Origin of the sequence: Paraburkholderia madseniana (genome assembly GCF_009690905.1) — a bacterium.
In the GTDB taxonomy this organism is placed as follows: domain Bacteria; phylum Pseudomonadota; class Gammaproteobacteria; order Burkholderiales; family Burkholderiaceae; genus Paraburkholderia; species Paraburkholderia madseniana.
Genome location: NZ_VOSW01000115.1, coordinates 1 through 26356 on the forward strand (window position 1 = coordinate 1; position 26356 = coordinate 26356).

A 26356-nucleotide genomic window follows, 5' to 3' on the forward strand; every position below is an offset into this window, starting at 1 on the left:
CTGCTAAGTGGGCACCGTGGTTTGCAACGGATAGTGGTGCATCTGGAATCTGGGTTCGTGCACCTGCATACGCCAGTGACAAGGGCGTCATACTTCCGGCGGCGCTGCGCGCGCCGAAGAGTACTTCAGAAAACCACCCGCTACGTTTTGACGCTCGCGTCTCGCCACCGAACCGTGGCTTGCCTTTGCACCGCCATCGCGATTGTGACTGCAACGCTGCCTGTGATTGCAGTACACCAACAAATCATTATGAAGTTGGTGTTCCCGGACGAGTGTTGAGGTGCGTCGCCGAGGCGAAGCCGACGGCCCCACCGTGCTCAACCGAAGCCCCTGGTTTCCCACGCAGACCCGTCCGCGACGCACGTAGTGCGGAGTGGGAGCTGATGACTCCTTTGTCACTAACGCGGAATGTGCGAGAACACGGATTCCAGATGCACCACTACCCTGTGCAAACCACGGTGCCCACTTAGCATGAGCGGTTTGAGCCGCTTTCTTTTGCCTACTTTTCTTTGCGGCATGCAAAGAAAAGTAGGTGCCGCCCCGCACAGGGGCAACGCTAATAGACCACTAACAATGCAAGGAAAGGCCAACGCCCTAAGAACCCGGACAACAAGCGCCGCGCGGGCAAAAACCCCTCAACTACTCACAACAGCAGAAGGACAAGCCGGCACAGCAATAGCAACCCCCTTCCCGGCGGAGCCCCCCTTAGGATAAGCAGCCGCCATCCCCTGCACAGCAGCAGCCACCTGCACAGCAATCCGCTGCAACGCGACGCGATGCCCATTAACAAGCGCATCGTAGCCGCCGCTAACCGGCTCACTCACCACACTCCGACAGGTCATCACCGCAGCACCCCGTACAGCCCGCACACTCCAAACCGCATCGATCAACGCATGCGACCCTGGCCACGACTCGAACCGCTGCACATTCATGCTGACCCGATACACCGGCGTCGTATCCGGATAAGCAGTGCCATACACATCGATTGTGCCCAGCTGCTGCGTAAGACTAGTCGACAAAGCTCGACGAATCTCGTCACCCGGCAACGAAGCCCAACGCTCCTGCTCGAGCACCTGGACCTGCGTCGGTCCCGTCTGCACCACAAGCTGATTCTTCGCCACTTGCGGCGGCACATCGATTGGCGCGACTTCAATCAGCCACGCTGGCGCAGCCGAAGTCCTGGCGCTAACCGGCGCCGCGGAGCCGGCAGGCGTACCCTCCGCGCCGAGCGTATAAAAGCGGCTGCTCGGCGACGAACACGCCGCCATCGCCACCAGTCCGGCCAGAGCGCCGATATAAACAGCGCCGCGCACGAGCCCGCGCGGCGGGCGGGGGAGCCGGGCAAACATCATGGTTTATCTCCTGTTTTACCGCGCAACAGCGATTCCGGATGACGCTCCAGATAATCCGACAACGCATTCAGCGACTGCAACGTGCGCGTCAGTTCCTGCAACGCCTGATGAACATCCGACTGCAACGGCGAGTCCTGCTGCAACGTCGCCTCGGCCGAACCGAAGGTCTGCTTCGCCGCGGCCAGCGTGTCGCGTGCCTCCGGCACGACTTCCTTGTCGAGTCGCGTGAATAGCTGGTCGGCATTCTTCAACGCGCTGTTCAGGTTCGAACCGATCTGGTCGAACGGCACCTTGTCGAGCTTCTTCGCAATGTCGGCAACCTGCACCTGCAGCTCGTCGAGCGAGTTCGGGATGGTCGGCAACTCGAGCGGATCGCCTGTGACGTCAACCGTGGCCGGCGGCGCTTTCGGGAAGATATCGAGCGCCACGTACAACTGGCTCGTAATCAGATTGCCGGTGCGCAACTGGCCGCGCAGGCCATGCTTGACGAGCTGTTGCAGCAAGGCCTGACCTGCGAGGGTCCCCGGTGTCGGCGCGGTTTCGCGGAAGCGCTTGCCGAGGCGGTCCGGGTACAGGTTCATCGTGACCGGCATCGTGAAGCTACGTGTCTTCGGATCGTAGTCGATGCCGATGTTGGTCACCTGGCCCAGCACGATGCCGCGGAAGTCGACCGTCGCGCCGACCGACAGCCCACGCAGCGACTGATTGAAGTTCATCACCACGCGCAACGGCACGCCGTCCGGTTCGCGCATCGCGTCCTGTTCATCCGAGCCGAGGCGGAACGTCATGTTGTTCGGCGCCTGCGCGCCCACGCCCTGGCCCGGTGGCGACTGGAACGACAAGCCGCCGACGATCACCGTCGCAAGCGACTGCGTATTCAGCTTGAAGCCGCTCGAGTCGAGCCGCAGATCGACGCCGCTCGCATGCCACCAGCGCGAATTGGTGCCGACGTACTGGTCGAACGGCGCGGACACGAAGACTTGCATCGTCACACCTGTGCCGTCCTTGTCGAGCGAAAAGCCGACCACCTGGCCGACCTGCACGCGCCGGTAGAAAATCGGCGAACCAATGTCGATCGAGCCGAGCGAGTCGCCGTGCAGAATGAACTGGTGGCCCTTCTGGTCGCCTGTAATAGGCGGCGGCGTTTCGAGGCCGACGAAGTCTCTCTCCGTGTCCGGCGAATGGCCGGCGTCCGCACCGATGTACGCACCCGAGAGCAGCGTGGTCAGTCCGGACACGCCGCTCGCGCCGACGCGAGGGCGCACCACCCAGAAGCGTGAATCCTTGACCGCGAAGTCTTCGCCTTCCTTGGTGAGTTGCACCTGAACCAGCACGTGCGACAGATCTTTCGAGAGCGTGATGGTCTTCACCGAGCCGACGTCGACGTCCTTGTACTTGACCTTGGTCTTGCCGGGCTCGAGGCCTTCGGCGCTGGTGAACGTGATCGTGATGGTCGGGCCTCTTTCGGTTACCGACTTGATCACGAGCGCGACGCCGATCAGCGCGGCGATCAGCGGAATCACCCAGACGAGCGAGGGCAGCCAGCGGCTCTTCGGCTCGATGTCGGGGTCTGGCAGTTGGGGCGGCAGCTTCGGTCCGTTCGAATCGTTGCGCGGCGCATCGGAGGCGGGCGTCGGTTCTTGCGGGCTAGTCATGGTCGAGGTCCTGAGGTTTTGGAGTACTGCCTTCCACGTTGTCCCAGATGAGCCGTGGATCGAATTGCATGGATGCCATCATCGTCAGAATCACCACCGAGCCGAAGGCGATCGCGCCCGGGCCGGCCGTGATCACAGCAAGCGACTTGAAACGGACCAGCGCGACGGTCAGCGTGACGACGAAGACGTCGAGCATCGACCAGCGCCCGATCCGTTCGACCATGCGGTACAACGTGGTGCGTTGCTCCGGCCGCCAGCGCGAGCGGCGCTGCGCGGTGGCGGTGAGCAGCACCAGCACACTGAGCTTGAGCATCGGCACCATGATGCTGGCGATGAACACGATCACGGCCAGCGGCCAGTCGCCCGAGGTCCAGAAGTACACGACACCGCTCATGATGGTGTCGTCTTCCGAACCGAGGAGCGACGAGGTATGCATCACCGGCAGCAGATTCGCGGGAATATACAGCAAGGCGGCGGCGATCAGCAGCGCCCACGTGCGCATCAGGCTGTCGGGGTTGCGCCGGTGCAGCACCGCGCCGCAACGGCTGCAGTGCTGCGGCGTGACGGAGCGAATGCGCGGCTCGACGCGTCCGCATGCATGGCAGGAGACCAGACCCGCGCGCTTCGCGGTGACGTATTTCATCGTGCGCTCATCCCTGGTGCGGGGCCGGCGGCACGCCTGGCGGCAATGTGGATTGCGACCCGGCTTGCACCTCCGGTGGCGCGGGCGGCCCGGCGACCGAACTGACGGCAGCCGCCGCGCTGTCGGCGGAGGTGCGCGGCAACGGCCGCGGGCCGCGGTCGTCCATTTCGTCGGCAACATCCCACAGCACGCGCGGATCGAACGTGAGGACTACCGCGATCATCAGCGTCAGCACGCCGAACGCGAATAGCGCCGCTTCGGGAATCACGCGCGCGAGACTCACCATCTTCACGATGGTGATCAGCACCCCGAGCATGAACACTTCGATCATGCCCCACGGCCGCACGAATTGAATGGCGCGCAACACGCGGTTGAAGGCGGGCGGCACACAGCCGGCGCGCAGCGGGATCAGCACGTAGAGCAGCGCGACCAGCTCGGTCAGCGGGAACAGGATGGTCGAGCAGAACACCATGACCGCGACGATCTGCATGTCCTCGCCCCATAGCGCGACGAGCGCGCCGAACAGCGTGGTTTGCGAGGTGATGCCGTTGGCATCGAGTTCGACGATCGGGAAGGCCTGGGCGATGACGAAGGTGATCAGCGCGGCCAGCGTCATCGCACAGATGCTGTCGAGTTTGCGGGAGACGCCGCGATAGAGCGTCGCGCCGCAGCGCGGACAGCGCGCGACCACGCGCCCGACAAGCGGGGGCTTGCGGAACAGCGTATCGCATTCATGGCACGCGATCAGGTTGTCATGGTCCATACGGCAGAAGGGCTAACGACGTGATGGGAGGCGTGCAATGCCCGTTTCAGGGCGGGGCTGCAGAAAGCGTGGAGCAATAGTACCAAACGCGCTTCGCCGCGGGGCAGGCCATTGCACCCTATGCAAGCAGTGAACCCGGCGGTGTCGGAATCAGGAATAGTCTTACACAAAAATGGCTACTTCTGACACTGTCCGGCCCCAATTGTTCAATGCCGTTCTGCACGCGGGAAAACTTCCGGGTGCCGGGCTCTGCATGGGACCAGAGTAACCGCTGAAGCGCTAACTCTGGTCGACACAGCCAGCTTTTTCCGCTTGCGGTAGCATGGCGGCCTTGGCCTGTGCCGCAGCCGCCATGTTTTCTATCGCGCCGCACGATGCAGCATGCATTGGCGGCGTGGAATAGCAGGGCCGGCTGCTCCGTTAACCTTTCTTAGCTTGCGTTGACCTGTCATGGCACTCAATCCTTCTTTCGGTGGCCGGGAGTCGTACACGCGGACGGCCATTGCCTTTCACTGGCTGATCGCGCTACTGATCGTGTGCGGCTTCGCGCTTGGTTGGGTGATGACCGACATCCCCGGCTTCACGCCCACCAAGCTGCGCTACTTCTCCTGGCACAAATGGATCGGCGTGACGGTGTTCGCGATCGCCGTGCCGCGCATTCTGTGGCGCGCCACCCATGCTGCCCCGCCGATGCCGCGCCGCATGCCGGCCTGGCAGCGCGGCGCCGCGCATCTCACGCATCTGCTGCTGTACGCGTTGATGATCGTGATTCCCGCCTCCGGCTATCTGTATAGCTCGGCGGCCAACATACCGGTGGTGTACCTCGGCCTGATTCCGCTGCCGCGCCTGATCGCACCGGACCCGCATCTCAAGGAGTTGCTGAAGAACGTGCATATCGCGCTGAATTACACGTTGCTCGTGCTGGTCGCATTGCACGTCGCGGCGGCGCTCAAGCATCAATGGTTGGACCGCGACGGCCTGCTGTCGCGCATGCTCCCTTTCATCAAATAAGGATAACCATGAAAGTTTCGTTTTATCGCTACATGCTCGCCGCGTTTGCTGCGGCCTCGCTGACCGCGGCCGGCAGTGCGCTGGCCCAGATCGACATCACGAAGAGTTCGGTGACGGCAACCTCGAAGCAGATGAACGTGCCGGTGGAAGGCAAGTTCGGCAAGTTCACCGCGCAAGTCAAGTTCGATCCGGCAAAACCGGCCGACGGCAGTGCGCAGTTCAGCATCGACGTGGCCAGCTACGACCTCGGCGACGAAAGCTACAACGACCAGGTGCGCGGCAAGGACTGGTTCGACGCGAAGACTTATCCGACTGCAACGTTCGTGTCGAGCGCGATTGCGCCGGCCGGCGGCAATCAGTTCAAGGTCACCGGCAAGCTGACCATCAAGGGTAAATCGCAGACCGTCGTGGTGCCGGTCACGGTCACCCAGCAGGGCGCAACCCAGACGTTCGACGGCTCGCTGCCGATCAAACGCTCACAATTCGACATCGGCACCGGCGAATGGAAGGACACCTCGGTGGTGGCCGACGACGTGGTGATCAAGTTTCGTATCGTTTCAGCACACAAGTGACGTTCGCCGCGCTCTCCGGGCGCAGCCGCTTTCCTTCAAGTCTGGAATTCCGGAAACATAAGGAGCATGAATTGAAAACATCCCTGTTGATCGCCGTCGGCGCACTGGCTTCTTCTTTCTCGCTCGGCGCGTTTGCTGCAGCGGACACCTATCAGCTCGACCCGACCCACACGTTTCCGAGCTTCGAGGCGGATCACTTCGGTGGCCTCTCGGTGTGGCGCGGCAAGTTTGTCAAGAGCTCGGGCACGGTCACGCTCGACCGCGCAGCGAAGACCGGCACGGTGGACGTCACGGTTGACCCGGCTTCGGTCGAAACCGGCAACACCAAGCTCGACGAGCATCTGAAGACGGACGAATTCTTCGATGTGACCAAGTATCCGTCGGTGACCTACAAGGGTACCGATATCAAGTTCGACGGCGACAAGCCGGTCCAGGTGGTCGGCAGCCTGACGATCCACGGCGTGACCAAGCCGCTGAATCTGACGATCGAATCGTTCAAGTGCATGCCGCATCCGGTGCTCAAGCGCGAAGTGTGCGGCGTGGAAGCGAGCGCCCATTTCAACCGTAGCGATTACGGCATGGATTTCGGCGCCAAGTACGGCTTCAGCATGGATACCAAGCTGCATATTCAGGCCGAAGGCATCAAGCAATAAGCGCTTTAACGAGCCTTTTAGCTGGCTCGTATTCAATGCCACTTATCGCGCGGCCGTTGCGCCGCAACAAAAAAACCGCTTCGTTCGCTTTTGCGATGAAGCGGTTTTTTATTGCCTGCCTGAAACGCCGGAAGCCTTGTGCAATGGCCACGAGCGAATTGCCGCTCGCGCCGTTTTAATTTTTCAGGTACATAGAGCGCTGACACCGCATTGGTTGTGCGCGCACCCAGTTCGGCAAGATCCGGCGTAAAACCTACGTTAATAATATTTCGCGCGCATTGGAGATCTGCATGAACGCAACGACAGCGGCAAGCCTGGCGGGGAGCCGGCGGAATTCGTGGCGCGCGGTGGTCGCCGCCTCGATCGGCAATGCGCTGGAATGGTTCGATCTGGTGGTGTACGGCTTTTTCGCGGTCACCATCGCGAAGCTGTTTTTCCCGGCGGGTAACGACACGGTCTCGTTGCTGCTGACGCTTGGCACCTTCGGCGTGTCGTTCTTCATGCGGCCGCTCGGCGCGATCGTGATCGGTGCTTACGCCGACCGCGCCGGACGCAAAGCGGCGCTCACGCTGTCGATCCTGCTGATGATGTGCGGCACGCTGATCATCGCGCTTCTGCCGACGTATCAGAGCATCGGCATTGCCGCGCCCGTGATTCTCGTGGTGGCGCGCCTGATGCAGGGTTTTTCGGCGGGCGGCGAGTTCGGCAGTGCCACGGCTTTTCTCGCGGAACACGTACCGGGGCGGCGCGGTTTCTTTGCGAGCTGGCAGGTCGCGAGCCAGGGGCTCACCACGCTGCTCGCGGCCGGTTTCGGCGTGCTGTTGACCGGCAAGCTGTCGCCTGAGCAGATGGCCTCGTGGGGCTGGCGCGTGCCGTTCTTCTTTGGTCTCCTGATCGGGCCGGTCGCGTGGTACATCCGCACCAAGCTCGACGAAACACCCGAGTTCCTCGCGGCGGAGACCACCACGACACCGCTGCGCGACACGTTCGCGAGCCAGAAGCTGCGCCTCGTGATTGCGATCGGCGTGGTGGTGCTCGGGACGGTGTCGACCTATCTGGTGCTGTTCATGCCGACTTATGGCGTGAAGCAGTTGGGACTGGCGCCTTCGGTCGCGTTCGCGGCGATTGCGCTGACCGGTGTGATCCAGATGGTGTTTTCGCCGCTGGTCGGCCATCTGTCGGACCGCCACGGGCGCACCACGATCATGCTGATCTCGGCGCTGTTGCTTCTCGTGCTGATCAATCCGGCGTTCGTGTATCTGGTCGCACATCCGACCTTCGGCACGCTGATCGCGCTGCAGGTGGTGTTCGGCTTTCTGATGACGGGCTACTTTGCGGCGCTGCCGGGTTTGCTCTCCGAGATGTTCCCGGTGCAGACGCGCACGACCGGCATGTCGCTGGCCTATAACATCGCCGTGACGATCTTCGGCGGCTTCGGACCGTTCATCATCGCGTGGCTGATCAGCGTCACGGGTTCGAAGGCCGCACCGAGCTATTACATGATTTTTGCCGCGGTCGTGAGCCTGGTGGCGCTGATGGCGGCGCGGCGCAAGCTCGGGTTCCGCTAACGCGCGGCAAAGGCGGTAAACGCAAAAGGCCGGTTCGAGAGAACCGGCCTTTCCTATTGCGAGGTTTGACTAGAGCAAGCTCAAACTTGCGCGCCTGCGTTTGGATCGTCCGGATCGGTGCGTTCCTTCTTATCCTTCACCAGATCTTCGCGCTTCACGCCGAGCCACATGGCGAGCGCCGCGGCCACGAACACCGACGAATAGATACCGAACAGAATACCGACCGTAAGTGCCAGAGCGAAGTAGTGCAGCGTGGGACCGCCAAACAGGAACATCGACAGCACCATCATCTGCGTACAGCCGTGGGTGATGATCGTGCGCGACATCGTGCTGGTGATTGCGTGGTTGATCACCTCGATCACGGTCAGCTTGCGTTCGCGGCGGAAGGTCTCACGAATCCGGTCGAAGATAACGACGGATTCGTTCACCGAGTAGCCGAGCACCGCGAGCACCGCGGCCAGCACCGACAGCGAGAACTCCCACTGGAAGAACGCGAAGAAGCCGAGAATGATGATCACGTCGTGCAAGTTAGCGATCACGCCGGCTACTGCGTATTTCCACTCAAAGCGGAACGACAGGTAGATCACGATGCCGACCACCACACAGGCCAGCGCGAGCAGGCCGTCGGTCGCGAGTTCCTTGCCGACCTGCGGGCCGACGAACTCGACACGCTGCAATTGCACCTGCGGGTCCTCGCCCTTCAGCGCGCCCATCACCTGGTCGCTCTGTTGCGCCGACGTGTAGCCCTGCTTGAGCGGCAGACGGATCAGCACGTCGCGCGAGGTGCCGAAGTTCTGCACTTGCGCATCGGGATAGCCGAGCTTGTTGAGCGTGCCGCGCACTGGTTCGAGCGGCGCGGCACCCGGATACTGCACTTCGATGACGGTACCGCCGGTGAATTCCACCGACAGATGCAGCCCGCGATGCAGCAGGAAAAACACAGCAGCGACGAACGTCAGCAGCGAGATTGCGTTGAACAGCAACGCACGCTGCATGAACGGAATGTCTTTGCGAAAACGGAAAAATTCCATGGTCTTGTTCTCCGGGACTCAGCGGGATGAACCCGGTTTCTGCGGCGTGTTCGACGAACCCGACGCATCGCGGCGGCGCACGGTCGGCTTGGTACGCGCCTGGGCCGCAGCTTTGGCCTTGGGCTTGGCGCTTGCCGCGGCGACGGCACGTGCCGTGTCGGTCGCAGCATCTTCGTTACCGAGGTAAGCGGCAGCGCCGTCGATACCTTCCGGTTGCGGACGCCACACCTGGCCAATAGCCAGCGACTTGAGCTTCTTCTTGCCGCCGTACCAGAGGTTGACGATACCGCGCGAGAAGAACACAGCCGAGAACATCGACGTCAGGATGCCGATACAGTGGACCATCGCGAAGCCACGCACCGGGCCGGAGCCGAAGGCGAGCAGCGCGAGGCCGGCGATCAGCGTGGTGACGTTCGAGTCGAGAATCGTCGCCCATGCATGCGCGTAGCCGTTCTGGATCGCCAGTTGCGGCGGCGCGCCGTGGCGCAGTTCTTCGCGCACGCGCTCATTGATCAGCACGTTTGCGTCGATCGCCATACCGAGCGCGAGCGCGATAGCGGCGATACCCGGCAAGGTGAGCGTGGCCTGCAACATGGACAGCACGGCGATCAGCAGCAGCAGGTTGACCGACAGGCCGATCATCGAGATCACGCCGAACAGCATGTAGTACGCGATCATGAAGACGGCGATTGCCACGAAGCCCCACACCACCGAGTGGAAGCCCTTCTTGATGTTGTCCGCGCCGAGGCTCGGGCCGATCGTGCGTTCTTCGATGATGTCCATCGGTGCGGCGAGCGAACCGGCGCGCAACAGCAGCGCGAGGTCGGCGGCGCCTTGCGGCGTGGCCTGGCCGGTGATCTGGAAACGGTCGCCCAGTTCCGACTGGATGGTCGCCACCGTCAGCACTTCGCCCTTGCCCTTTTCGAACAGCACCATGGCCATCGGCTTGCCGATGTTGTCGCGCGAGACACTGCGCACCGCGCGGCCACCGGCCGAGTCGAGACGGATGTTGACCGACGGACGCTGATGTTCGTCGAAGCCTGCCGACGCGTCGATGATGCGGTCACCCGTGAAGATGATCTGCTTGCGCAGCAGCACCGGCGTCTGGTTGCCTTGCGTGAACAGCTCGTCACCCGGTGGCACCGGATCGGACGGATTCGGATGCGTATTGACCGGGTCGGCGAGGCGCGCTTCGAGCGTTGCTGTACGGCCGATGATGTCCTTTGCCTTCGCCGTGTCCTGCACACCCGGCAGTTCGACGACGATACGGTCCGAGCCTTGCTGCTGGATCACCGGCTCGGCCACGCCGAGTTCGTTCACGCGGTTATGCAGCGTGGTGATGTTCTGCTTGAGCGCGGCGTCCTGCACGGCTTTCTGCACCGCCGGCGTGAACGTGCCGACCAGTTGCACACCGCCGTCCGGGTTCGCTTGCGAGGCCCACTGGAGTTCGCTGATGCCGCGGCCCAGTTGCTTGGATGCCGCGTCCGCCGTGGCCTGGTCGGCGAAATTGATCACCACCGTCTGGTTGACGCGGTTCACGCCGCCGTCGCGGATGTTGTTGTCACGCAGCATGGTGCGTGCATCCGAGGCGTCGGAGTCGAGCTTCTTGTTGAGCGCGCCGGCCATGTCGACCTGCAGCAGGAAGTGCACGCCACCGCGCAAGTCCAGACCGAGGTACATCGGCAGCGCATGCAGGGCGGTCAGCCAGCGCGGCGAGGCGCTTTGCAGGTTCAGTGCAACGATGAATTGCGGGTCGGTCGGGTCGCTGTTCAGCGACTTCTGCAGCAGGTCCTTCACGCGCAATTGCGTGTCGGTGTCGAGGAGCCGCACGCGGATGTTCGCGTTGGTCGACGAGTTGTCGAACGTGACTTCGTCAGGCTTGATCTGATTGGCGGCAAGCGCCGTTTCGACTGCCGACAGCGTGGTCGAGTCGAGCTTGACCGTTGCCTTGCCGCTCGACACCTGCACCGCCGGCGCTTCGCCGAACAGATTGGGCAGCGTGTAGACGAGGCCGATGACCAGAGCCACCAGCATCACGGCGTATTTCCAGAGGGGGTAGCGATTCATGAGTGGTCCAACGGGAAGGTTGGCTTGGAAGCGATGCGTCCGGCGATGAGCGCGGGCAGTTCAGCGTTGTGCTGCATGAACCGCCGGCGAGGCCGCGCCGGACGCAAGAGAGCAGGCCTTACAGCGACTTGATCGTGCCCTTCGGGAGAATCGTCGTAACCGACGCCTTTTGCACGGTGATTTCCGTGCCTTCCGAGATTTCGACGCCGACGTAAGCTTCACCCACCTTGGTCACCTTGCCGACGATGCCGCCATTCGTCACCACTTCATCGCCCTTGGCCATGGCGGCGAGCATGTTGCGATGTTCCTTCTGGCGCTTCATTTGCGGGCGAATCATGATGAAGTACAGCACGCCGAACATCAGGATCAGCGGCAGGAAGCTCATCAGGTTCGATTCAATGCCACCTGCTGCTGTGCCTTGGGCGAAGGCATTGGAAATGAACGACACGTTGGTCTCTCCGTTATAAGTCAAAACGATCGAAAAAATCAGCCGGTTATTCTACCACTGGCCTGACAGGGGTCGGCGCGGCGAATCGGCTTTCCGATCAACCGTTTAAAGCCTTTTTGCCGTGTGCGAAAGTTAATTGTAAGGTTTTCCGCGAGACACCAGCGGATTCCTCCGGCAAATTCGTCAGCTGATTCCCAAATGCCGGCTAATCGATGCCGCGCGCGCGGTCCTCGTGGAAGCGCTTGCGGAAAGGCTCGAACAGTTTTGCGTCGATCGCGTCGCGCATTTCCTGCATCAACTCGAGGTAGTAGTGCAGGTTGTGGATCGTGTTCAACTGCGCACCGAGGATTTCCCCTACACGATGCAGATGATGCAGGTAGCCGCGGGTGAAATTTCGGCAGGTGTAGCAGCCGCACTGCTCGTCGAGCGGGCGCAGCGAGTTCTTGTGCGCGGCGTTGCGGATCTTGATGTCGCCAAACCGGGTGAAGAGCCAGCCGTTGCGCGCGTTGCGGGTCGGCATCACGCAGTCGAACATATCGACGCCGGCGGCCACGCCCGCCACCAGGTCTTCCGGCGTGCCCACGCCCATCAGGTAGTGCGGCTTGTCGGCGGGCAGCTTGGGGCCGATATGGTTCAGTACGCGCATCATGTCTTCCTTCGGCTCGCCGACCGACAGGCCGCCGATCGCGAGGCCGTGGAAATCCATTTCCGCGAGACCCGCCAGCGACTCGTCGCGCAGGTCTTCGAACATGCCGCCCTGGACGATGCCGAACAACGCGTTCGGATTGCCGAGGCGGTTGAATTCATTGATCGAGCGCTTGGCCCAGCGCATCGACATGCGCATCGAATCGGCGGCTTCCTGACGCGAAGTCGGCACGTTGTTGGTCGCGTAGGGCGTGCATTCGTCGAACTGCATGACGATGTCCGAGTTCAGCACCTTCTGGATCTGCATCGACACTTCGGGCGACAGGAAGAGCTTGTCGCCGTTGATGGGTGATGCGAACGTGACGCCATCTTCGGTGATTTTGCGCAGATCGCCGAGCGAAAACACCTGAAAACCACCCGAGTCGGTCAGGATCGGCTTCTTCCAGCCCATGAAGCCGTGCAGGCCGCCGTGCGCCTCGATCGTCTCCAGGCCCGGGCGCAGCCACAGGTGGAAGGTATTGCCGAGGATGATCTGCGCGTGCATTTCTTCGAGCTCGCGCGGCTGGACCGCCTTCACCGTGCCGTACGTGCCGACCGGCATGAAGATCGGCGTTTCGACCACGCCGTGGTTCAGCGTGACGCGACCGCGGCGGGCCTGGCCGTCGGTGCCGAGCAGTTCGAATTTGAGGCCGGTGTCAGGGCGCGAGGGGGTGCTTGCGCAGGTATTGCAGGTACCGCTTGCATCGTGGGTATGACCGTCGGTCATGGGGGACTCCTGTGCTACCGGAAAACAGTCCGGCGCAAATGATGAATGCCGCCGGGCAGGCCACGGCGGCTGGGTAAAAAAATTCGAGAGGCGGCGCCGATCTGCTGCTGCACGTGGGTGCAGGAGAGGTCAGCAACGGCTGCCGCTACATCAATGTAGCAAGGAGCGGCAGACTACCGCGCGCGCTGCCGGCGCGCAACGCTATCGCACGGGATATCGCCATGCGAGACGAAATTGTTCAAGCGTCGCGGCGCGTGAGCAGCATCGCGTCGCCATAGCTAAAGAAGCGGTAACGCTGTTCGATCGCGTGGCGGTAAGCCCCGCGAATCGTTTCGACGCCCGCGAACGCCGACACCAGCATCAGCAATGTCGACTTCGGCAAATGGAAATTGGTCACGAGCCTGTCGACCACGCGGAATTTATAGCCCGGCGTGATGAAGATGTCGGTTTCCGTGCTGGCCGCGCCGAGCGGGCGTCCGGCCGCGTCCGCGTCGCGCGCGGCGGCTTCGAGCGCGCGCATCGACGTCGTGCCCACGGCGATCACGCGGTTGCCGCGCGCACGCGTCGCCGCGATCTTGTCGGCGAGCGATTGCGGCAAGTGATACCACTCGCTGTGCATCTTGTGCTCGGCGAGGTTTTCGACCCGCACCGGCTGGAAAGTACCGGCGCCGACATGCAGCGTCAGCGTCGCGCGCTCTACGCCGCGGGCGTCGAGCCGCGCGAGCAGCGCGTCGTCGAAATGCAGGCCGGCAGTGGGTGCGGCCACCGCGCCCGGGTTTTGCGCGAACACCGTCTGGTAGCGGGTTTCGTCGGTCGCGTCGGGGTCGTGCTCGATGTACGGCGGCAGCGGCAAGCGGCCGAATTGCTCGATGAGCGTCAGACAGTCGTCGGGGAAATGCAGCGTGTAGAACGGCTCGACGCGTTCGCCGACCGTCACATCGAACGCGTCGGCGAGGCGAATTGTGGTGCCCGGCTGCGGGCTCTTGCTCGCGCGAATCTGCGCAAGCGCCGTGCGCTCGCCCGTGAGGCGCTCTACCAGCACTTCGATCTTGCCGCCACTGGCCTTCTGGCCGAGGAAGCGCGCCTTCAGGACTTTGGTATCGTTGAAGACCAGCAGATCGCCGGGCGCGATGCACTCGGGTAATTCAGCAAAGCGGCGGTCGATCAGGCGCGCGGCGTCGGTTGCGTCGGCCGTGTTGGCCACTTCGAGCAGACGGCTGGCGCTGCGCTCGGGCAGCGCGACTTGCGCGATCAGCTCGGGCGGCAGATCGAAATCGAAATCGGAAAGCGTAAACATGCGGACGACTGGAAGCGAATTGGGACTGAATTGAGCCGAAGCCGGAGCCGGGCGGCTATGATTGCGGGACGCCGGAGCGGCCCGCGAGCCCGCGCGCTGCTTGGCGGCGACACCTTTGACAGCCGATATTGTACTTGCGAAGCAACCCATGCCTTTGTCCGAACGCCGATTGCCCTCCGCTACCGATGAAGTGAGCGCCGAGCCGAAGCGTCGCGTCTCGCGGGGCAAAGCAGCGGCGGCCGACCAGAACGACCTTGGCGGGGGTGTCGCGCCGGAGAGCGACAAGGCCGCGCGTGAAGGTGAAATGGTTGACCCATTCGGTGACAAGCCTGCCGGCAAATCCGCGGGCAAAGCCGCCAGGAAGCCTGCTGCCGAAGCCGGTGCCAAGCCGGCGGCCAAACCCGTCGACAAGCTCGCCAAACTCGGCCTCACGCGCGACATCGATCTGGTGTTGCATCTGCCGATGCGCTACGAAGACGAGACCTCGCTGACGCCAATCGGGCATCTGCTGCCGGGTGGCATCTCGCAAACGGAAGGCGTGGTGTTCGACAACGAGATCGCCTATCGTCCGCGCCGCCAGCTACTGGTGAAACTGCGCGACGACGCCGGCGACGAACTCGTCCTCCGCTTTCTGAATTTCTACGGCTCGCAGGTCAAGCAGATGGCGATCGGCGCGCGGCTGCGCGTGCGTGGCGATGTACGCGGCGGCTTCTTCGGCATGGAGATGGTGCATCCGGCGGTGCGCGTGGTCGACGAAGACACGCCGCTGCCGCAGGCGCTGACGCCGGTCTATCCGAGCACTGCGGGCGTGACGCAGGCGTATCTGCGCAAATCGATCGACAACGCGTTGTCGCGCACCTCGTTGCCGGAGTTGCTGCCCGAGCCGATCGCGCAAGCTTATTTGCAGCCGCTCGGCGTGCCGGCGCTGATGGAGGCGGTGCGCACGCTGCATCACCCGGGTGTGCAGGCCGATGAAAACGCGCTGATGGATGGCACGCATCCGGCGTGGGTGCGGATCAAGTTCGAGGAATTGCTGGCGCAGCAGATGTCGTTGAAACGCGCCCACGACGAGCGCCGCACCCGTGCGGCGCCGGCCATGCCGCGCCGCAAGCTGGGCGACGAAGCGGCGCTGGTGGCGCGTTTGCTGAAGGCGCTGCCGTTTTCGCTGACGGCGGCGCAGGAGCGCGTGGGCGGCGAGATAGCGCTCGATTTGACGCAGCCTCATCCGATGCAGCGATTGCTGCAGGGTGACGTGGGCAGTGGCAAGACGATCGTGGCCGCGCTGGCAGCGGCACAGGCGATCGACGCCGGCTACCAGGCCGCGCTGATGGCGCCGACCGAAATTCTCGCCGAACAGCACGCGCGCAAACTGCGCGGCTGGCTGGAGCCGCTCGGAGTAAGCGTCACGTGGCTCGCCGGCAGTCTGAAGACGAAGGAAAAGCGCGCCGCGATCGAAGCAGCGGCGCTTGGTACGGCCCAACTCGTCATCGGCACGCACGCGATCATCCAGGACGCCGTCGAGTTTGCGCGGCTGGGGTTGGTGATCGTCGACGAACAGCATCGCTTCGGCGTGGCGCAGCGTCTTGCCTTGCGCGCCAAGGCGCAGAACGCCGCGGACGGCGCGAGCGATTTCCAGCCGCATCAATTGATGATGTCGGCGACGCCGATTCCGCGCACGCTGGCGATGACCTATTACGCCGACCTCGACGTCTCGACCATCGACGAATTGCCGCCTGGGCGCACGCCGATTCTGACCAAGCTCGTCTCCGATGCGCGGCGCGAAGAGGTGATCGGCCGCGTGCGCGAGGCTGCGTTGACGGGTCGCCAGGTGTACTGGGTGTGTCCGCTGATCGAGGAAAGCGAGACCCTGCAGTTGCAGACCGCAGTGGAGACTTACGAGACGCTGGTGGCCGCGTTGCCCGAATTGAACGTCGGACTGGTGCACGGACGTCTCGCGCCAGCGGAGAAGGCTGCGGTGATGGATGCGTTCACGCGCAACGAAGTGCAGCTACTGGTGGCGACGACGGTGATCGAAGTGGGTGTCGATGTGCCGAATGCGTCGCTGATGGTGATCGAGCATGCCGAGCGCTTCGGTCTCGCGCAGTTGCATCAGTTGCGCGGGCGGGTGGGGCGCGGCAGTGCGGCTTCGGTCTGCGTGTTGCTCTATACCGGTCCGCTGTCGATGACGGCGCGGGCGCGCTTGCAGACCATGCGCGAGACGACCGACGGATTCGAAATCGCCCGGCGCGACCTCGAGATTCGCGGTCCGGGAGAGTTTCTGGGCGCCCGGCAGTCCGGCGCGGCCATGTTGAGGTTTGCCGATCTCCAGAATGATCAGTGGCTCATCGAGCCGGCCAGAGAGGCCGCCGCGGCTTTGCTCGAAAAGTATCCCGAGGTGGTGCTGCAGCATCTGGCCCGCTGGCTCGGCGCGCGGGAGCAGTATCTGAAGGCTTGAGGACGGGTTCTTGACGGCGGAGACGTCCGTCAGCCAGGCCGGCAAAGGACCAAAAAGTTGGCGAACCGACCCTATAGGTGTATAACTAGAACCTATCGAACTCATCGCACTGATTGGTCCCCCAATGACGCTCACCGAATTGAAATACATCGTCGCGGTTGCCCGCGAACGGCACTTCGGCCGGGCCGCCGAAGCGTGTTTCGTTAGCCAGCCGACCTTGTCGGTGGCCATCAAAAAGCTCGAAGACGAGCTCAACGTACAGATCTTCGAGCGCGGCACCAGCGAAGTCAGTGTCACGCCGATCGGCGAACAGATTGTCACGCAGGCGCAGCGCGTCCTCGAACAAACGCTCGCCATCAAAGAGATCGCGAAACAGGGCAAAGACCCGCTGGTCGGGCCGCTGCGCCTCGGCGTCATCTATACGATCGGGCCGTATCTGTTGCCTACGCTCGTCAAACAGATGATCAAGCGTGTTCCGCAGATGCCGCTGATGCTGCAGGAAAACTACACGGTCAAGCTGATTGAGCTGCTCAAGCAGGGCGAAATCGACGTCGCCATCATGGCGCTGCCGTTCCCGGAAACGGGTCTCATGCAACGTCCGCTCTATGACGAGCCGTTTGTCGTCGCACTGCCGTCAGGTCATGCGTGGGAAAACCGCGCGAAGATCGACGCCGAGGATCTGAAGCAGGAAACCATGTTGCTGCTCGGTAGCGGCCACTGCTTCCGCGACCATGTGCTGGGCGTCTGCCCGGAACTGATGCGCTTCTCGCAGAACGCGGACGGCATCCAGAAGACCTTCGAAGGTTCGTCGCTGGAAACCATCCGTCATATGGTGGCGAGCGGCGTCGGCATTACCGTGCTGCCGCGCATGTCGGTGCAGGAGGTCAAGCCGCACGCCGGCGGTATCGACGCCGGTCTGCTCAGCTACGTCGCCTTCGACGAGCCGGTGCCGGATCGCCGTGTGGTGCTTGCCTGGCGCAAGAGCTTCACGCGGACGCCCGCGATCGACGCCATCTGCGACGCCATCAACGCCTGCGATCTGACGGGCGTCAAAAAGCTCGATCTGCCTGTCGCCGTCAACTGAGTGGCGACGCCTGCGCCCAAGCCGACCCGCCGCGCACCCTGTGCGGCCGGCCCGGCGGCACTTAAGGCGCCGATAGTTGCACTCCCTATCGAATAGATATAATTAATCAAACACGTTAATTCGATAGCATTGTTATAGTTTCCTCCATGGATCGCCCGATCCCATTAGACCCGGAGGAAATCATGACGCAGCCGAACTCGCAGCAAGTCCCAACCGTCGCCGTTCAACCCGTCCGCATGACCACTGGCAGCACCGGCACCTTCGCGGCGTCGGTGCGCGGCATGGGCACGGTTGCATTGTCCTTGCTGGTCGATCGGGCCCTGTCCGCATAAGCCGTAGGCATGAGCGCGCCGCACCTCTCCCCGCATTCCGTTTCCGATCAAAGCCACTCAGGAGTCCCGCATGTCCGAACGTAAGCTCACCAATGCAGCCGGCGCACCCATCGCCGACAACCAGAATTCGATGACCGCCGGCGCGCGCGGTCCGGTCATCCTGCAAGACGTCTGGCTGCTCGAAAAACTCGCCCACTTCGACCGCGAAGTGATTCCGGAGCGCCGCGTTCACGCCAAAGGTTCGGGCGCATTCGGCACGCTGAAAGTCACGCACGACATCTCGCGTTTCACGAAGGCGAAAGTGTTCGCCCAGATCGGCAAGGACACGCCGCTCTTCATGCGCTTCTCGACGGTGGCGGGCGAACGCGGCGCTGCCGACGCGGAACGCGACGTGCGCGGTTTCTCGATCAAGTTCTACACGGAAGAAGGCAACTGGGACGTGGTCGGCAACAACACGCCGGTGTTCTTCATCCGCGATCCGCTCAAGTTCCCGGATTTCATCCACACGCAAAAGCGCGACCCGTACACCAACATGCGCAGCAATATCGCGGCATGGGATTTCTGGTCGCGTCATCCGGAGTCGTTGCATCAGGTCACCATCCTGATGAGCGATCGCGGCATTCCGCAGAACTTCCGCCAGATGCACGGCTTCGGCTCGCACACGTACTCGTTTATCAACGCGAACAACGAGCGTTTCTGGGTGAAGTTCCACTTCAAGTCGATGCAAGGCATTGAGAATTTTACCGATGCCGAAGCGGCACAAGTGGTCGCACAGAACCGTGAAAGCGCGCAACAGGACCTGCTCACGAGCATTGAAGCAGGCAACTTCCCGAAATGGCGTTTTGCCATTCAGGTGATGCCGGAAGCGGAAGCCGCGAAGTACCGCTTCAATCCGTTCGACATCACGAAGGTGTGGTCGCAGAAGGATTACCCGTTGATCGACGTCGGCACAATCGAGTTGAATCGCAACGCGGCGAACTATTTCGCGGATGTGGAGCAGGCAGCGTTCACGCCCGCCAACGTGGTGCCGGGTATCAGCTTCTCGCCGGACCGTCTGTTGCAAGGCCGTTTGTTCTCGTATGGCGACACGCAGCGCTATCGCCTTGGTATCAATCACCATCAGATTCCGGTGAATGCCCCGCGTTGCCCGGTCCACCATTCGTTCCATCGCGACGGCGGGATGCGCACGGACGGCAACCTCGGCGGCAACGTGAACTACGAGCCAAATCGCTTCGGCGACTTCGCGCAGGACAGCAACGCGGCGGAGCCACCGCTCGCAGCGGGTACGGTCGATCGTTATGACCATCGCGAGGACGAGGACTACTACACGCAGCCGGGCATGCTGTTTGCGCTCTTCGATGCGGCACAGCGCCAGCGTCTGTTCGGCAACATCGCACGCCATATCAACGGTGTGCCGCAGGAGATCGTCGCGCGTCAGATCGAGCATTTCCGTCGTGCCGATCCGGCCTATGCGGAAGGTGTGATCGCCGCGTTGGCCGAACTTGCCGAAGGCGGCAAGAGGTAAGCAGTTGAAGTGAGTTGATGCAGCAGGGCGGGGCGCATCGGCGCCCCGCCGGTATTGATACGAATCGAGGAAGCACGATCATGATCCAGATGATGATGTCCACCATTGGCGGCTCGCCGGCCGCTCGCGGCAAGCAACGGCACTACGCATCGATGCTGCGCAAGGCAGTCGGATTCGCGATCTTCTCGAGCGGACTCGTGGTGATCGTTGCGCAAGCCGTGCAACATGCATTGGGTGCGTGATTGAACGCGAGACCGCGGGTGCGGCAAGCGACCACGCGTCACACGAACGCAGCGGCTTTCTAAGCTAAACTGGCGGGCGTTCGACGTGCCGGGTTTGCTTATCCGCACGCCGTCACTCTACCTACCGGTTCGTATCACTCTTCAAAGGAGTCATCATGGCCAAGAAAGAAGCTGTACAGCACGTCAATATCGGAATCAGCGACAAGGATCGCAAGAAGATTGCAGAAGGTCTGTCGCGCTTGCTCGCCGACACCTACACGCTCTACCTGAAGACCCACAACTTCCACTGGAACGTGACGGGTCCGATGTTCAACACGCTGCATCTGATGTTCGAAACGCAGTACAACGAGCTGGCGCTCGCGGTCGATTCGATCGCTGAACGCATCCGTGCACTGGGCGTGCATGCGCCGGGCAGCTACAAGGAATTCGCGAAGCTGTCGTCGATTCCGGAAGCGGACGGCGTGCCGGCAGCGGAAGACATGATCCGCCAGTTGGTGGAAGGCCAGGAAGCCGTGGTGCGCACCGCGCGCGCGATTTTCCCGTCGACGGAAGCCGCCAACGACGAGCCGACCGCTGACCTGCTGACGCAACGCATGCAAACGCACGAAAAGACCGCGTGGATGCTGCGCTCGATGCTGGCTTAAATGCTCGCTTTAGCGTTCCGGGCGTTGTGTCCGGAATTTCAGCGCGGCGCTTGAGCGTTGGGTTGAGTTGAGTAGCAAAATAAACAAAGCCTCCCTTTGCGGGAGGCTTTGTTTTTTCGGCGCCGGATCCGGATTCAGCCGTAGCTCAAGGCCTGCTGGCGGTTGCGGCCTCGGTTCTGGCCCCCAGCAGGTCAGCTTCGCACGCCTGAAGGCCGCCTGCCGTCCGCATCCCGTAAAATAGCGGCACCGTCTGCACTTCACCGAATCCGCCCATGTTCGCCCGACTCCCCCTGTATCTGCGCCTCGTGCGCATGGACAAGCCGATCGGCAGCCTGCTGCTGCTGTGGCCGACGCTCAATGCGCTGTGGATTGCCTCCGACGGTCATCCGTCGTGGCCGCTGCTGGTGATTTTCACGGTGGGTACCGTGCTGATGCGCTCGGCAGGTTGTGCGATCAACGACTACGCGGATCGCGACTTCGACCGCTACGTGAAGCGCACGGAAAACCGGCCGATCACATCGGGCAAGATCAAGGCATGGGAAGCGGTGGCGCTGGCGGCCGGCCTGTCGCTGCTGGCCTTTCTGCTGATTCTGCCGCTGAATACGTTGACGAAGGAGTTGTCGGTGGCGGCGCTGTTCGTCGCCGGCTCGTATCCGTTCACGAAGCGCTTCTTTGCGATTCCTCAGGCTTATCTGGGCATCGCGTTCGGTTTCGGCATTCCGATGGCGTTCGCCGCGATCCAGGATCACGTTCCGATGCTCGCCTGGGTCATGCTGTTGGCCAACGTGTTCTGGTCGGTTGCGTACGACACTGAATACGCGATGGTCGATCGCGACGACGACATCAAGATCGGTATCCGCACGTCGGCGCTGACCTTCGGCCGCTTCGACGTGGCGGCGATCATGCTGTGCTATGCGGTGACGCTGGGGATTTACGTCGGCATCGGCGTGATGCTCGGCTTCGGCGTGTTGTATTGGTTGGGATGGGCGGCGGCGGTGGGCTGCGCGATCTATCACTACACGCTGATCCGCAATCGCGAGCGCATGGCGTGCTTCGCGGCGTTCCGTCATAACAACTGGTTGGGCGGTGCGTTGTTTGTCGGCATCGCAGCGCATTACGCGGCGGCTTCGTTTTAATTCTTCTGCGGTTCTGTTGCGCCGCCGCTGCGATTCGACGGCGCTTCTCTTGCGTTGCTGTTATGCCGCGGCTGGTCTCGTACAGAGTTTTTGTTTGCGCCGCGGACGCAGCCTCGGATTAAGTCGAGGCGCAGCGTCCTTTGGCGTACTTTCTACTTTCCTGCCGTGCTGGCAATTGCCAGTTGATCGCCCTTACAGCCTGCCGAACTCGTCGCCCATTTCCTTGGCGCGCGCATTGGCGGCAAGCGCGCCGCGTACGATCGCATCCTTGATCCCGCTCGCATCGAACGAGGCCAGCGCAGCCGCCGTCGTGCCGCCCTTCGACGTCACACGCTCGCGCAACAGACTCGGCGGCTCGTCCGAGTTCGCGGCCAATTGTGCCGCGCCGGTAAAGGTCGCGACCGCCAGCGCGCGGCCTTGCGCTTCATCCATACCGAGTTGGCGCGCGGCTTCCTGCAGCGCTTCGATGAAATAAAACACGTACGCGGGGCCGCTGCCCGAAATCGCGGTGACAGCGTCGATTTTCGCTTCGTCGTCGAACCAGACGGTTTCGCCGACTGCGCCCAGCACCTGCGACGCGAGCGCGCAGCCGGCTTCGTCGACGCTGCCGGTCGCGACGAGGCCTGTTACGCCCATGCCGATCAGCGCCGGCGTATTCGGCATCACGCGCACGATGCGCGCGTGGCCGTTCAGCCAGCGCGACATGTCATCCATGCGAATGCCCGCGACGATGCTGATTGCCAGTTGCGACGCCTGCAGATGCGGCGCCAGTGCCTCGGCGACACTCTTCAGGATCTGCGGCTTCACCGCCAGCACGACGGCGTCGTACGACGCGAGCGCGGCGTCCGCGGCGGCGCCGGTCTTGATGCCGAATTGCTGCTCGTTGCGTTGGCGCGCCTCTTCGTTGGGGTCGATTGCGTACAGGTCAGTGGGCGCGACGCCGCGCTTGATGAGACCGCCGATCAGCGCGGAGGCCATATTGCCACCGCCGATAAAAGCAATTTTCATGATGTTCCGAAAGAAGTGCGGAGAGGTGTCGAGAAGGGAAGGTCTGAAACGGTCAGTGAGAGTAATCGCGCGCACCGAAGATCGCGGTGCCGACGCGCACGATCGTCGCGCCTTCCATCACGGCGGCTTCGAGGTCGCTCGACATGCCCATCGAGAGCGTATCGAGTTCGAGGCCGTCGTTACGCAGACGCTCGAACAGTTCACGCAGTTGCCGATGCGGCACGCGCTGTTCTTCGATGCCGCCGGCCGGCTCCGGAATCGCCATCAGGCCGCGCAGATTCAGCTTCGGCAGCGCGGCGATTGCCTGCGCGACCTCGACGGCCTCGGGAATGCTCGCACCGCTTTTCGACGCTTCGCCGCTAATGTTGACCTGCAGGCAGACGTTCAACGGCGGCAGGTTGTCCGGGCGCTGCTCCGACAGCCGCTGTGCGATCTTCAGGCGGTCGACCGAATGCACCCAGTCGAAATTTTCTGCAACCGGGCGCGTCTTGTTCGATTGCAACGGTCCGATGAAATGCCATTCGAGCGCGGCTCGCAGATCGGCCAGCGCTTCGATCTTGGTGATGGATTCCTGCACGTAGTTCTCACCGAACGCGCGTTGGCCGGCCGCGTAGGCGGCACGCACGTCTTCGGCCGGAAACGTCTTTGAGACCGCGAGCAGGGTGATCGAACGCGGGTCGCGCCCGGCCACCTGCGCGGCGAGGGCGATGCGCTGCTGCACCGCTTCGAGGTTGTGAATCAGATCGGGCATGGAACGGAACCGGAAGTCTGGCGAAAGGCGATGATCGAATTATACGGACGCCGCCACATCGTGCCGCTTTATGCCGCCACAGGACAGACGAAAGCGCTTGCGGTGATGTACCGCAAGCCACGTGCCGTGCTTCTCGTCAAAATCGATCGCCTCAGGCGGACAGCATGTGCTCCACGAGTTCGATCCAATGCGCAACCGGCGTGGACGTGCCGCTTTGCAGATGCGCAATGCAGCCGACATTGGCCGACACGATCACCTGCGGCTCCTGCGCCTGCAACCGCTCGAGCTTCTGGTCGCGCAGCGCGTACGAGAGCTTGGGCTGGGTCAGCGAATAAGTCCCGGCCGAGCCGCAGCAGAGATGATTGTCGGCGGGCAGGCGCACTTCCACGCCGAGCGCCGTCAGCAGATGTTCGACCTTGCCGCGTATCTGCTGACCATGCTGCAATGTGCACGGCGGATGGAACGCCACCGTATGGATCGCGCGGCGGCGCGTCACGGCGACGAGCGCTTCTTCGAACTCCGGCAGGATTTCCGCGACGTCGCGCGTCAGTTCGGTCACGCGGCGCGCCTTCTCCGCATACGCGGGATCGTTGCGCAGCAGATGCGCGTATTCCTTGACCGTCGCGCCGCAGCCGGACGCGTTCATCACGATTGCTTCCACACCTTGCTCGATATACGGCCACCACGCGTCGATGTTGGCGCGCAAGTCGTCGAGCGCTTCGTCGTTGTAGCCCAGGTGCAGACGGATCGCACCGCAGCAGCCTGCTTCGGGCGCGATCAGCGTTTCCACGCCGAGCGCATCGAGCACCCGCGCCGTCGCGACGTTGACGTTCGGCATCATCGACGGTTGCACGCAGCCCGCGAGCATCAGCATCTTGCGCGGATGTTTCGCGGTCGGCCACTCGAGCGGACGCTGGCGCGCGGGCACCTTATCGCGCAGTTTCTTTGGCAGGAGCGGACGGATATGCTGACCGATTCGCATGGCCGGCGTGAACAGCGCGCTGTTTGGCACGAAGCTCGCGAGCAGCCGGCGCACCATCCGCTGACCGAACGGGCGGGTGACCTTTTCCTCGGTGATCTTGCGGCCGATCTCGACCAGCCTGCCGTATTGCACGCCGGAGGGGCAGGTCGTCTCGCAGTTGCGGCAAGTGAGGCAGCGGTCCAGGTGAATCTGGGTGCTGCGCGTGACCGCCGCGCCTTCCACCATCTGCTTGATCAGATAGATGCGGCCGCGTGGGCCGTCAAGTTCGTCGCCGAGTATCTGATAGGTCGGGCAGGTCGCGGTGCAGAAGCCGCAGTGCACGCAATTACGCAGGATGGCGTCGGCTTCGTCGCCATCGGGCGTGTTGCGAATGAAGTCCGCGAGGTTGGTTTGCATCGCGTCGCTCAGAAGTCGGGGTAGAGGCGGCCGCGATTGAAGATGCGGGCCGGGTCGAAGGCGGTTTTCAGGCCGCGATGGATTTTCATCAGCGGCGCGGGCAGCGGTGTGAATACGCCGGCGCTGCGGTCGTAGCCATAGCCGGTACGAAAGATGGTGGCGTGGCCGCCGGCCTGTTTGGCGCTGATGCGCACGGTTTGCGCGTCGGTGTCGGTGATCCACCAGCGCTGGCCACCGCCCCATTCCATCAGTTGCGCACCGGGTAATTGCATCGGCTCGGTGATCGACGGCAGCGCGAGGCGCCAGAGCGCGGCCTTCGGCGGGATGGCCGCAAAGAACGAGTCGGTCTGTTCTCGCAGGCCGGCCCAGAAGCGCTCCGCTTCGACGGCATCGACGACTTCGCCGCCGAGCGCCGTGCGAGCGGATTTGACCGCGGCTTCCGCACCGGCCATCCGCACGGCCAGCGTGCCATGACGCCATGCGCTCGCCGTGATCGGCAGCGGGCGGCCGCCCCATTCGTTGAGCTTGCGGACCGCGTCGGTGCCGTTCATGTCGAATTTGAGCGTGGTTTCGGCCTGCGGCAGCGGCAGTACCTTGACCGACAATTCGAGGATCAGCCCAAGGGTGCCCAGCGAACCCGCCATCAAACGGGAGACGTCGTATCCGGCCACATTCTTTACCACCTGGCCGCCAAAATGCAGCGTCTGGCCCTGGCCGTTCATGATGACGGCGCCCAGCACGAAGTCGCGCGCCGCGCCGGCCGACGGGCGGCGCGGGCCGGCGATGCCCGCCGCGATGCAGCCGCCGAAGGTTGCCTGCGGCCCGAAGTGGGGCGGCTCGAAGGCGAGCATCTGATGGTGTTCGGCGAGGGCGGCCTCGATCTCCAGCAGGGGCGTGCCCGCGCGCGCCGTGATGACCAGTTCGGCCGGGTCGTAGGCGATGATGCCGCGATAAGCGCGCGTGTCGAGGATGTCACCTTCCAGCGTCTGACCGTACCAGTCTTTGGTGCCGCCGCCACGGATGCGCAGTGTGCGCCCTTCGGCGCTGGCTGAACGCACGCGTTCAGACCAAACGGCGACGATGTCGTCCTCTTCCATGGTGTCCTGCTTCGTTGTGTTTCGATTGATTGTACCGGGCGGCGGCGCGCTGGCAACCCGGAACGGACCCGCATCGGGTAATCCCTGTCTCTTATACACATCTTAAAAAAAAAATACAACACATACTGCCGGAAACACGCGACATGACGACACGACGTGTACAGAATACATCCTACATGAGAACTACCAAATCTTCCAAACACACACATCTTCATAGCAACATCAACTCTATA

General features: G+C 62.8%; 25 protein-coding genes. 11 read left to right on the forward strand and 14 right to left on the reverse strand.

Annotated elements, in window-relative coordinates:
- Positions 1–635: 635 nt before the first annotated feature.
- From FSO04_RS38325 to FSO04_RS38340, 4 genes are read right to left on the reverse strand one after another with little or no spacing between them, the layout of a single operon-like run.
- Positions 636–1352 carry a PqiC family protein gene (locus tag FSO04_RS38325; RefSeq protein ID WP_154566662.1) on the reverse strand — a complete coding sequence of 239 codons (717 nt, stop codon included), beginning with the start codon at positions 1350–1352 and terminating at the stop codon, positions 636–638.
- Positions 1349–3007 carry a PqiB family protein gene (locus FSO04_RS38330; protein WP_154566663.1) on the reverse strand — a complete coding sequence of 553 codons (1659 nt, stop codon included), beginning with the start codon at positions 3005–3007 and terminating at the stop codon, positions 1349–1351. Before FSO04_RS38330 ends, FSO04_RS38325 begins: the two co-directional genes overlap by 4 nt.
- Positions 3000–3650 carry a paraquat-inducible protein A gene (locus tag FSO04_RS38335; protein ID WP_097391329.1) on the reverse strand — a complete coding sequence of 217 codons (651 nt, stop codon included), beginning with the start codon at positions 3648–3650 and terminating at the stop codon, positions 3000–3002. Before FSO04_RS38335 ends, FSO04_RS38330 begins: the two co-directional genes overlap by 8 nt.
- A 7-nt stretch (positions 3651–3657) precedes the next feature.
- Positions 3658–4413, reverse strand: coding sequence for a paraquat-inducible protein A (locus FSO04_RS38340; RefSeq protein WP_154566664.1), 756 nt, complete (start codon positions 4411–4413; stop codon positions 3658–3660).
- 450 nt (positions 4414–4863) lie between these two features.
- Between FSO04_RS38340 and FSO04_RS38345 the strand changes: the two genes are divergently transcribed.
- From FSO04_RS38345 to FSO04_RS38355, 3 genes are all read left to right on the forward strand, one after another.
- Complete coding sequence (locus tag FSO04_RS38345; protein ID WP_154566665.1) at positions 4864–5424, forward strand: cytochrome b; 561 nt, start codon at positions 4864–4866, stop codon at positions 5422–5424.
- 8 nt (positions 5425–5432) lie between these two features.
- Entirely contained in the window at positions 5433–5996 is a 564-nt protein-coding gene (locus tag FSO04_RS38350; protein ID WP_154566666.1) for a YceI family protein, read from the forward strand.
- Positions 5997–6079: 83 nt separating this feature from the next.
- On the forward strand, positions 6080–6649 hold the full coding sequence (locus FSO04_RS38355) for a YceI family protein (protein WP_154566681.1): 570 nt from the start codon (positions 6080–6082) through the stop codon (positions 6647–6649).
- Here FSO04_RS38355 and FSO04_RS38360 read toward each other — a convergent pair.
- Positions 6639–6800, reverse strand: a complete 162-nt coding sequence (locus FSO04_RS38360) for a hypothetical protein (RefSeq protein WP_154566667.1) — start codon at positions 6798–6800, stop codon at positions 6639–6641. The two genes, FSO04_RS38355 and FSO04_RS38360, sit on opposite strands and share 11 nt — an antisense overlap.
- 139 nt (positions 6801–6939) lie before the next feature.
- Between FSO04_RS38360 and FSO04_RS38365 the strand changes: the two genes are divergently transcribed.
- On the forward strand, positions 6940–8217 hold the full coding sequence (locus tag FSO04_RS38365) for an MFS transporter (RefSeq protein WP_154566668.1): 1278 nt from the start codon (positions 6940–6942) through the stop codon (positions 8215–8217).
- Between the two features lie 80 nt (positions 8218–8297).
- Here FSO04_RS38365 and secF read toward each other — a convergent pair whose 3' ends face one another.
- From secF to queA, 5 genes are all read right to left on the reverse strand, one after another.
- On the reverse strand, positions 8298–9248 hold the full coding sequence (secF, locus tag FSO04_RS38370; RefSeq protein ID WP_154566669.1) for a protein translocase subunit SecF: 951 nt from the start codon (positions 9246–9248) through the stop codon (positions 8298–8300).
- Between the two features lie 18 nt (positions 9249–9266).
- Positions 9267–11315: a protein translocase subunit SecD gene (gene secD, locus FSO04_RS38375; protein WP_154566670.1), complete on the reverse strand. Its 2049-nt coding sequence runs from the start codon at positions 11313–11315 to the stop codon at positions 9267–9269.
- A 118-nt stretch (positions 11316–11433) separates the two neighbouring features.
- On the reverse strand, positions 11434–11763 hold the full coding sequence (gene yajC / locus FSO04_RS38380; RefSeq protein WP_020069679.1) for a preprotein translocase subunit YajC: 330 nt from the start codon (positions 11761–11763) through the stop codon (positions 11434–11436).
- Positions 11764–11968: 205 nt separating this feature from the next.
- A complete protein-coding gene (gene tgt, locus FSO04_RS38385) occupies positions 11969–13174 on the reverse strand; it encodes a tRNA guanosine(34) transglycosylase Tgt (protein WP_154566672.1) in 1206 nt (401 codons plus the stop codon).
- Between the two features lie 238 nt (positions 13175–13412).
- On the reverse strand, positions 13413–14471 hold the full coding sequence (gene queA, locus FSO04_RS38390) for a tRNA preQ1(34) S-adenosylmethionine ribosyltransferase-isomerase QueA (RefSeq protein ID WP_154566673.1): 1059 nt from the start codon (positions 14469–14471) through the stop codon (positions 13413–13415).
- A 148-nt stretch (positions 14472–14619) separates the two neighbouring features.
- Between queA and recG the strand changes: the two genes are divergently transcribed.
- The 7 genes from recG to ubiA all read left to right on the forward strand — a co-directional run bounded on the left by recG (position 14620) and on the right by ubiA (position 21889).
- On the forward strand, positions 14620–16926 hold the full coding sequence (gene recG, locus FSO04_RS38395) for an ATP-dependent DNA helicase RecG (protein WP_154566674.1): 2307 nt from the start codon (positions 14620–14622) through the stop codon (positions 16924–16926).
- 124 nt (positions 16927–17050) lie between these two features.
- Entirely contained in the window at positions 17051–18010 is a 960-nt protein-coding gene (locus FSO04_RS38400; protein WP_054037761.1) for a hydrogen peroxide-inducible genes activator, read from the forward strand.
- A 182-nt stretch (positions 18011–18192) separates the two neighbouring features.
- Complete coding sequence (locus FSO04_RS46595; RefSeq protein ID WP_166618336.1) at positions 18193–18342, forward strand: hypothetical protein; 150 nt, start codon at positions 18193–18195, stop codon at positions 18340–18342.
- A 70-nt stretch (positions 18343–18412) separates the two neighbouring features.
- A complete protein-coding gene (locus FSO04_RS38405) occupies positions 18413–19867 on the forward strand; it encodes a catalase (protein WP_154566675.1) in 1455 nt (484 codons plus the stop codon).
- A gap of 80 nt (positions 19868–19947) precedes the next feature.
- The gene (locus FSO04_RS46600; RefSeq protein WP_166618337.1) at positions 19948–20109 is read left to right on the forward strand and encodes a hypothetical protein; all 162 of its coding nucleotides are present in this window, start codon (positions 19948–19950) and stop codon (positions 20107–20109) included.
- Between the two features lie 155 nt (positions 20110–20264).
- Positions 20265–20753, forward strand: coding sequence for a Dps family protein (locus FSO04_RS38410; RefSeq protein WP_054037764.1), 489 nt, complete (start codon positions 20265–20267; stop codon positions 20751–20753).
- A 272-nt stretch (positions 20754–21025) separates the two neighbouring features.
- Positions 21026–21889 carry a 4-hydroxybenzoate octaprenyltransferase gene (gene ubiA, locus FSO04_RS38415; RefSeq protein WP_154566676.1) on the forward strand — a complete coding sequence of 288 codons (864 nt, stop codon included), beginning with the start codon at positions 21026–21028 and terminating at the stop codon, positions 21887–21889.
- Positions 21890–22081: 192 nt separating this feature from the next.
- Here ubiA and proC read toward each other — a convergent pair whose 3' ends face one another.
- From proC to glcE, 4 genes are all read right to left on the reverse strand, one after another.
- Complete coding sequence (gene proC / locus FSO04_RS38420; RefSeq protein WP_154566677.1) at positions 22082–22897, reverse strand: pyrroline-5-carboxylate reductase; 816 nt, start codon at positions 22895–22897, stop codon at positions 22082–22084.
- A 52-nt stretch (positions 22898–22949) separates the two neighbouring features.
- Positions 22950–23648 (reverse strand): YggS family pyridoxal phosphate-dependent enzyme, encoded by a 699-nt coding sequence (locus tag FSO04_RS38425; RefSeq protein ID WP_154566678.1) that lies wholly within the window; start codon positions 23646–23648, stop codon positions 22950–22952.
- Positions 23649–23799: 151 nt separating this feature from the next.
- Positions 23800–25026, reverse strand: coding sequence for a glycolate oxidase subunit GlcF (gene glcF, locus FSO04_RS38430; protein ID WP_154566679.1), 1227 nt, complete (start codon positions 25024–25026; stop codon positions 23800–23802).
- 8 nt (positions 25027–25034) lie between these two features.
- Complete coding sequence (glcE, locus tag FSO04_RS38435; protein WP_154566680.1) at positions 25035–26123, reverse strand: glycolate oxidase subunit GlcE; 1089 nt, start codon at positions 26121–26123, stop codon at positions 25035–25037.
- Between the last annotated feature and the right edge of the window lie 233 nt (positions 26124–26356).

Coding starts and splice junctions, on each gene's coding strand:
- FSO04_RS38325 (WP_154566662.1), bottom strand. CDS start 1,352: ATGATGTTTGCCCGGCTCCCCCGCCCGCCGCGCGGGCTCGTGCGCGGC.
- FSO04_RS38330 (WP_154566663.1), bottom strand. CDS start 3,007: ATGACTAGCCCGCAAGAACCGACGCCCGCCTCCGATGCGCCGCGCAAC.
- FSO04_RS38335 (WP_097391329.1), bottom strand. CDS start 3,650: ATGAAATACGTCACCGCGAAGCGCGCGGGTCTGGTCTCCTGCCATGCA.
- FSO04_RS38340 (WP_154566664.1), bottom strand. CDS start 4,413: ATGGACCATGACAACCTGATCGCGTGCCATGAATGCGATACGCTGTTC.
- FSO04_RS38345 (WP_154566665.1), top strand. CDS start 4,864: ATGGCACTCAATCCTTCTTTCGGTGGCCGGGAGTCGTACACGCGGACG.
- FSO04_RS38350 (WP_154566666.1), top strand. CDS start 5,433: ATGAAAGTTTCGTTTTATCGCTACATGCTCGCCGCGTTTGCTGCGGCC.
- FSO04_RS38365 (WP_154566668.1), top strand. CDS start 6,940: ATGAACGCAACGACAGCGGCAAGCCTGGCGGGGAGCCGGCGGAATTCG.
- secF (WP_154566669.1), bottom strand. CDS start 9,248: ATGGAATTTTTCCGTTTTCGCAAAGACATTCCGTTCATGCAGCGTGCG.
- secD (WP_154566670.1), bottom strand. CDS start 11,315: ATGAATCGCTACCCCCTCTGGAAATACGCCGTGATGCTGGTGGCTCTG.
- tgt (WP_154566672.1), bottom strand. CDS start 13,174: ATGACCGACGGTCATACCCACGATGCAAGCGGTACCTGCAATACCTGC.
- queA (WP_154566673.1), bottom strand. CDS start 14,471: ATGTTTACGCTTTCCGATTTCGATTTCGATCTGCCGCCCGAGCTGATC.
- recG (WP_154566674.1), top strand. CDS start 14,620: ATGCCTTTGTCCGAACGCCGATTGCCCTCCGCTACCGATGAAGTGAGC.
- FSO04_RS38400 (WP_054037761.1), top strand. CDS start 17,051: ATGACGCTCACCGAATTGAAATACATCGTCGCGGTTGCCCGCGAACGG.
- FSO04_RS46595 (WP_166618336.1), top strand. CDS start 18,193: ATGACGCAGCCGAACTCGCAGCAAGTCCCAACCGTCGCCGTTCAACCC.
- FSO04_RS38405 (WP_154566675.1), top strand. CDS start 18,413: ATGTCCGAACGTAAGCTCACCAATGCAGCCGGCGCACCCATCGCCGAC.
- FSO04_RS46600 (WP_166618337.1), top strand. CDS start 19,948: ATGATCCAGATGATGATGTCCACCATTGGCGGCTCGCCGGCCGCTCGC.
- FSO04_RS38410 (WP_054037764.1), top strand. CDS start 20,265: ATGGCCAAGAAAGAAGCTGTACAGCACGTCAATATCGGAATCAGCGAC.
- ubiA (WP_154566676.1), top strand. CDS start 21,026: ATGTTCGCCCGACTCCCCCTGTATCTGCGCCTCGTGCGCATGGACAAG.
- proC (WP_154566677.1), bottom strand. CDS start 22,897: ATGAAAATTGCTTTTATCGGCGGTGGCAATATGGCCTCCGCGCTGATC.
- FSO04_RS38425 (WP_154566678.1), bottom strand. CDS start 23,648: ATGCCCGATCTGATTCACAACCTCGAAGCGGTGCAGCAGCGCATCGCC.
- glcF (WP_154566679.1), bottom strand. CDS start 25,026: ATGCAAACCAACCTCGCGGACTTCATTCGCAACACGCCCGATGGCGAC.
- glcE (WP_154566680.1), bottom strand. CDS start 26,123: ATGGAAGAGGACGACATCGTCGCCGTTTGGTCTGAACGCGTGCGTTCA.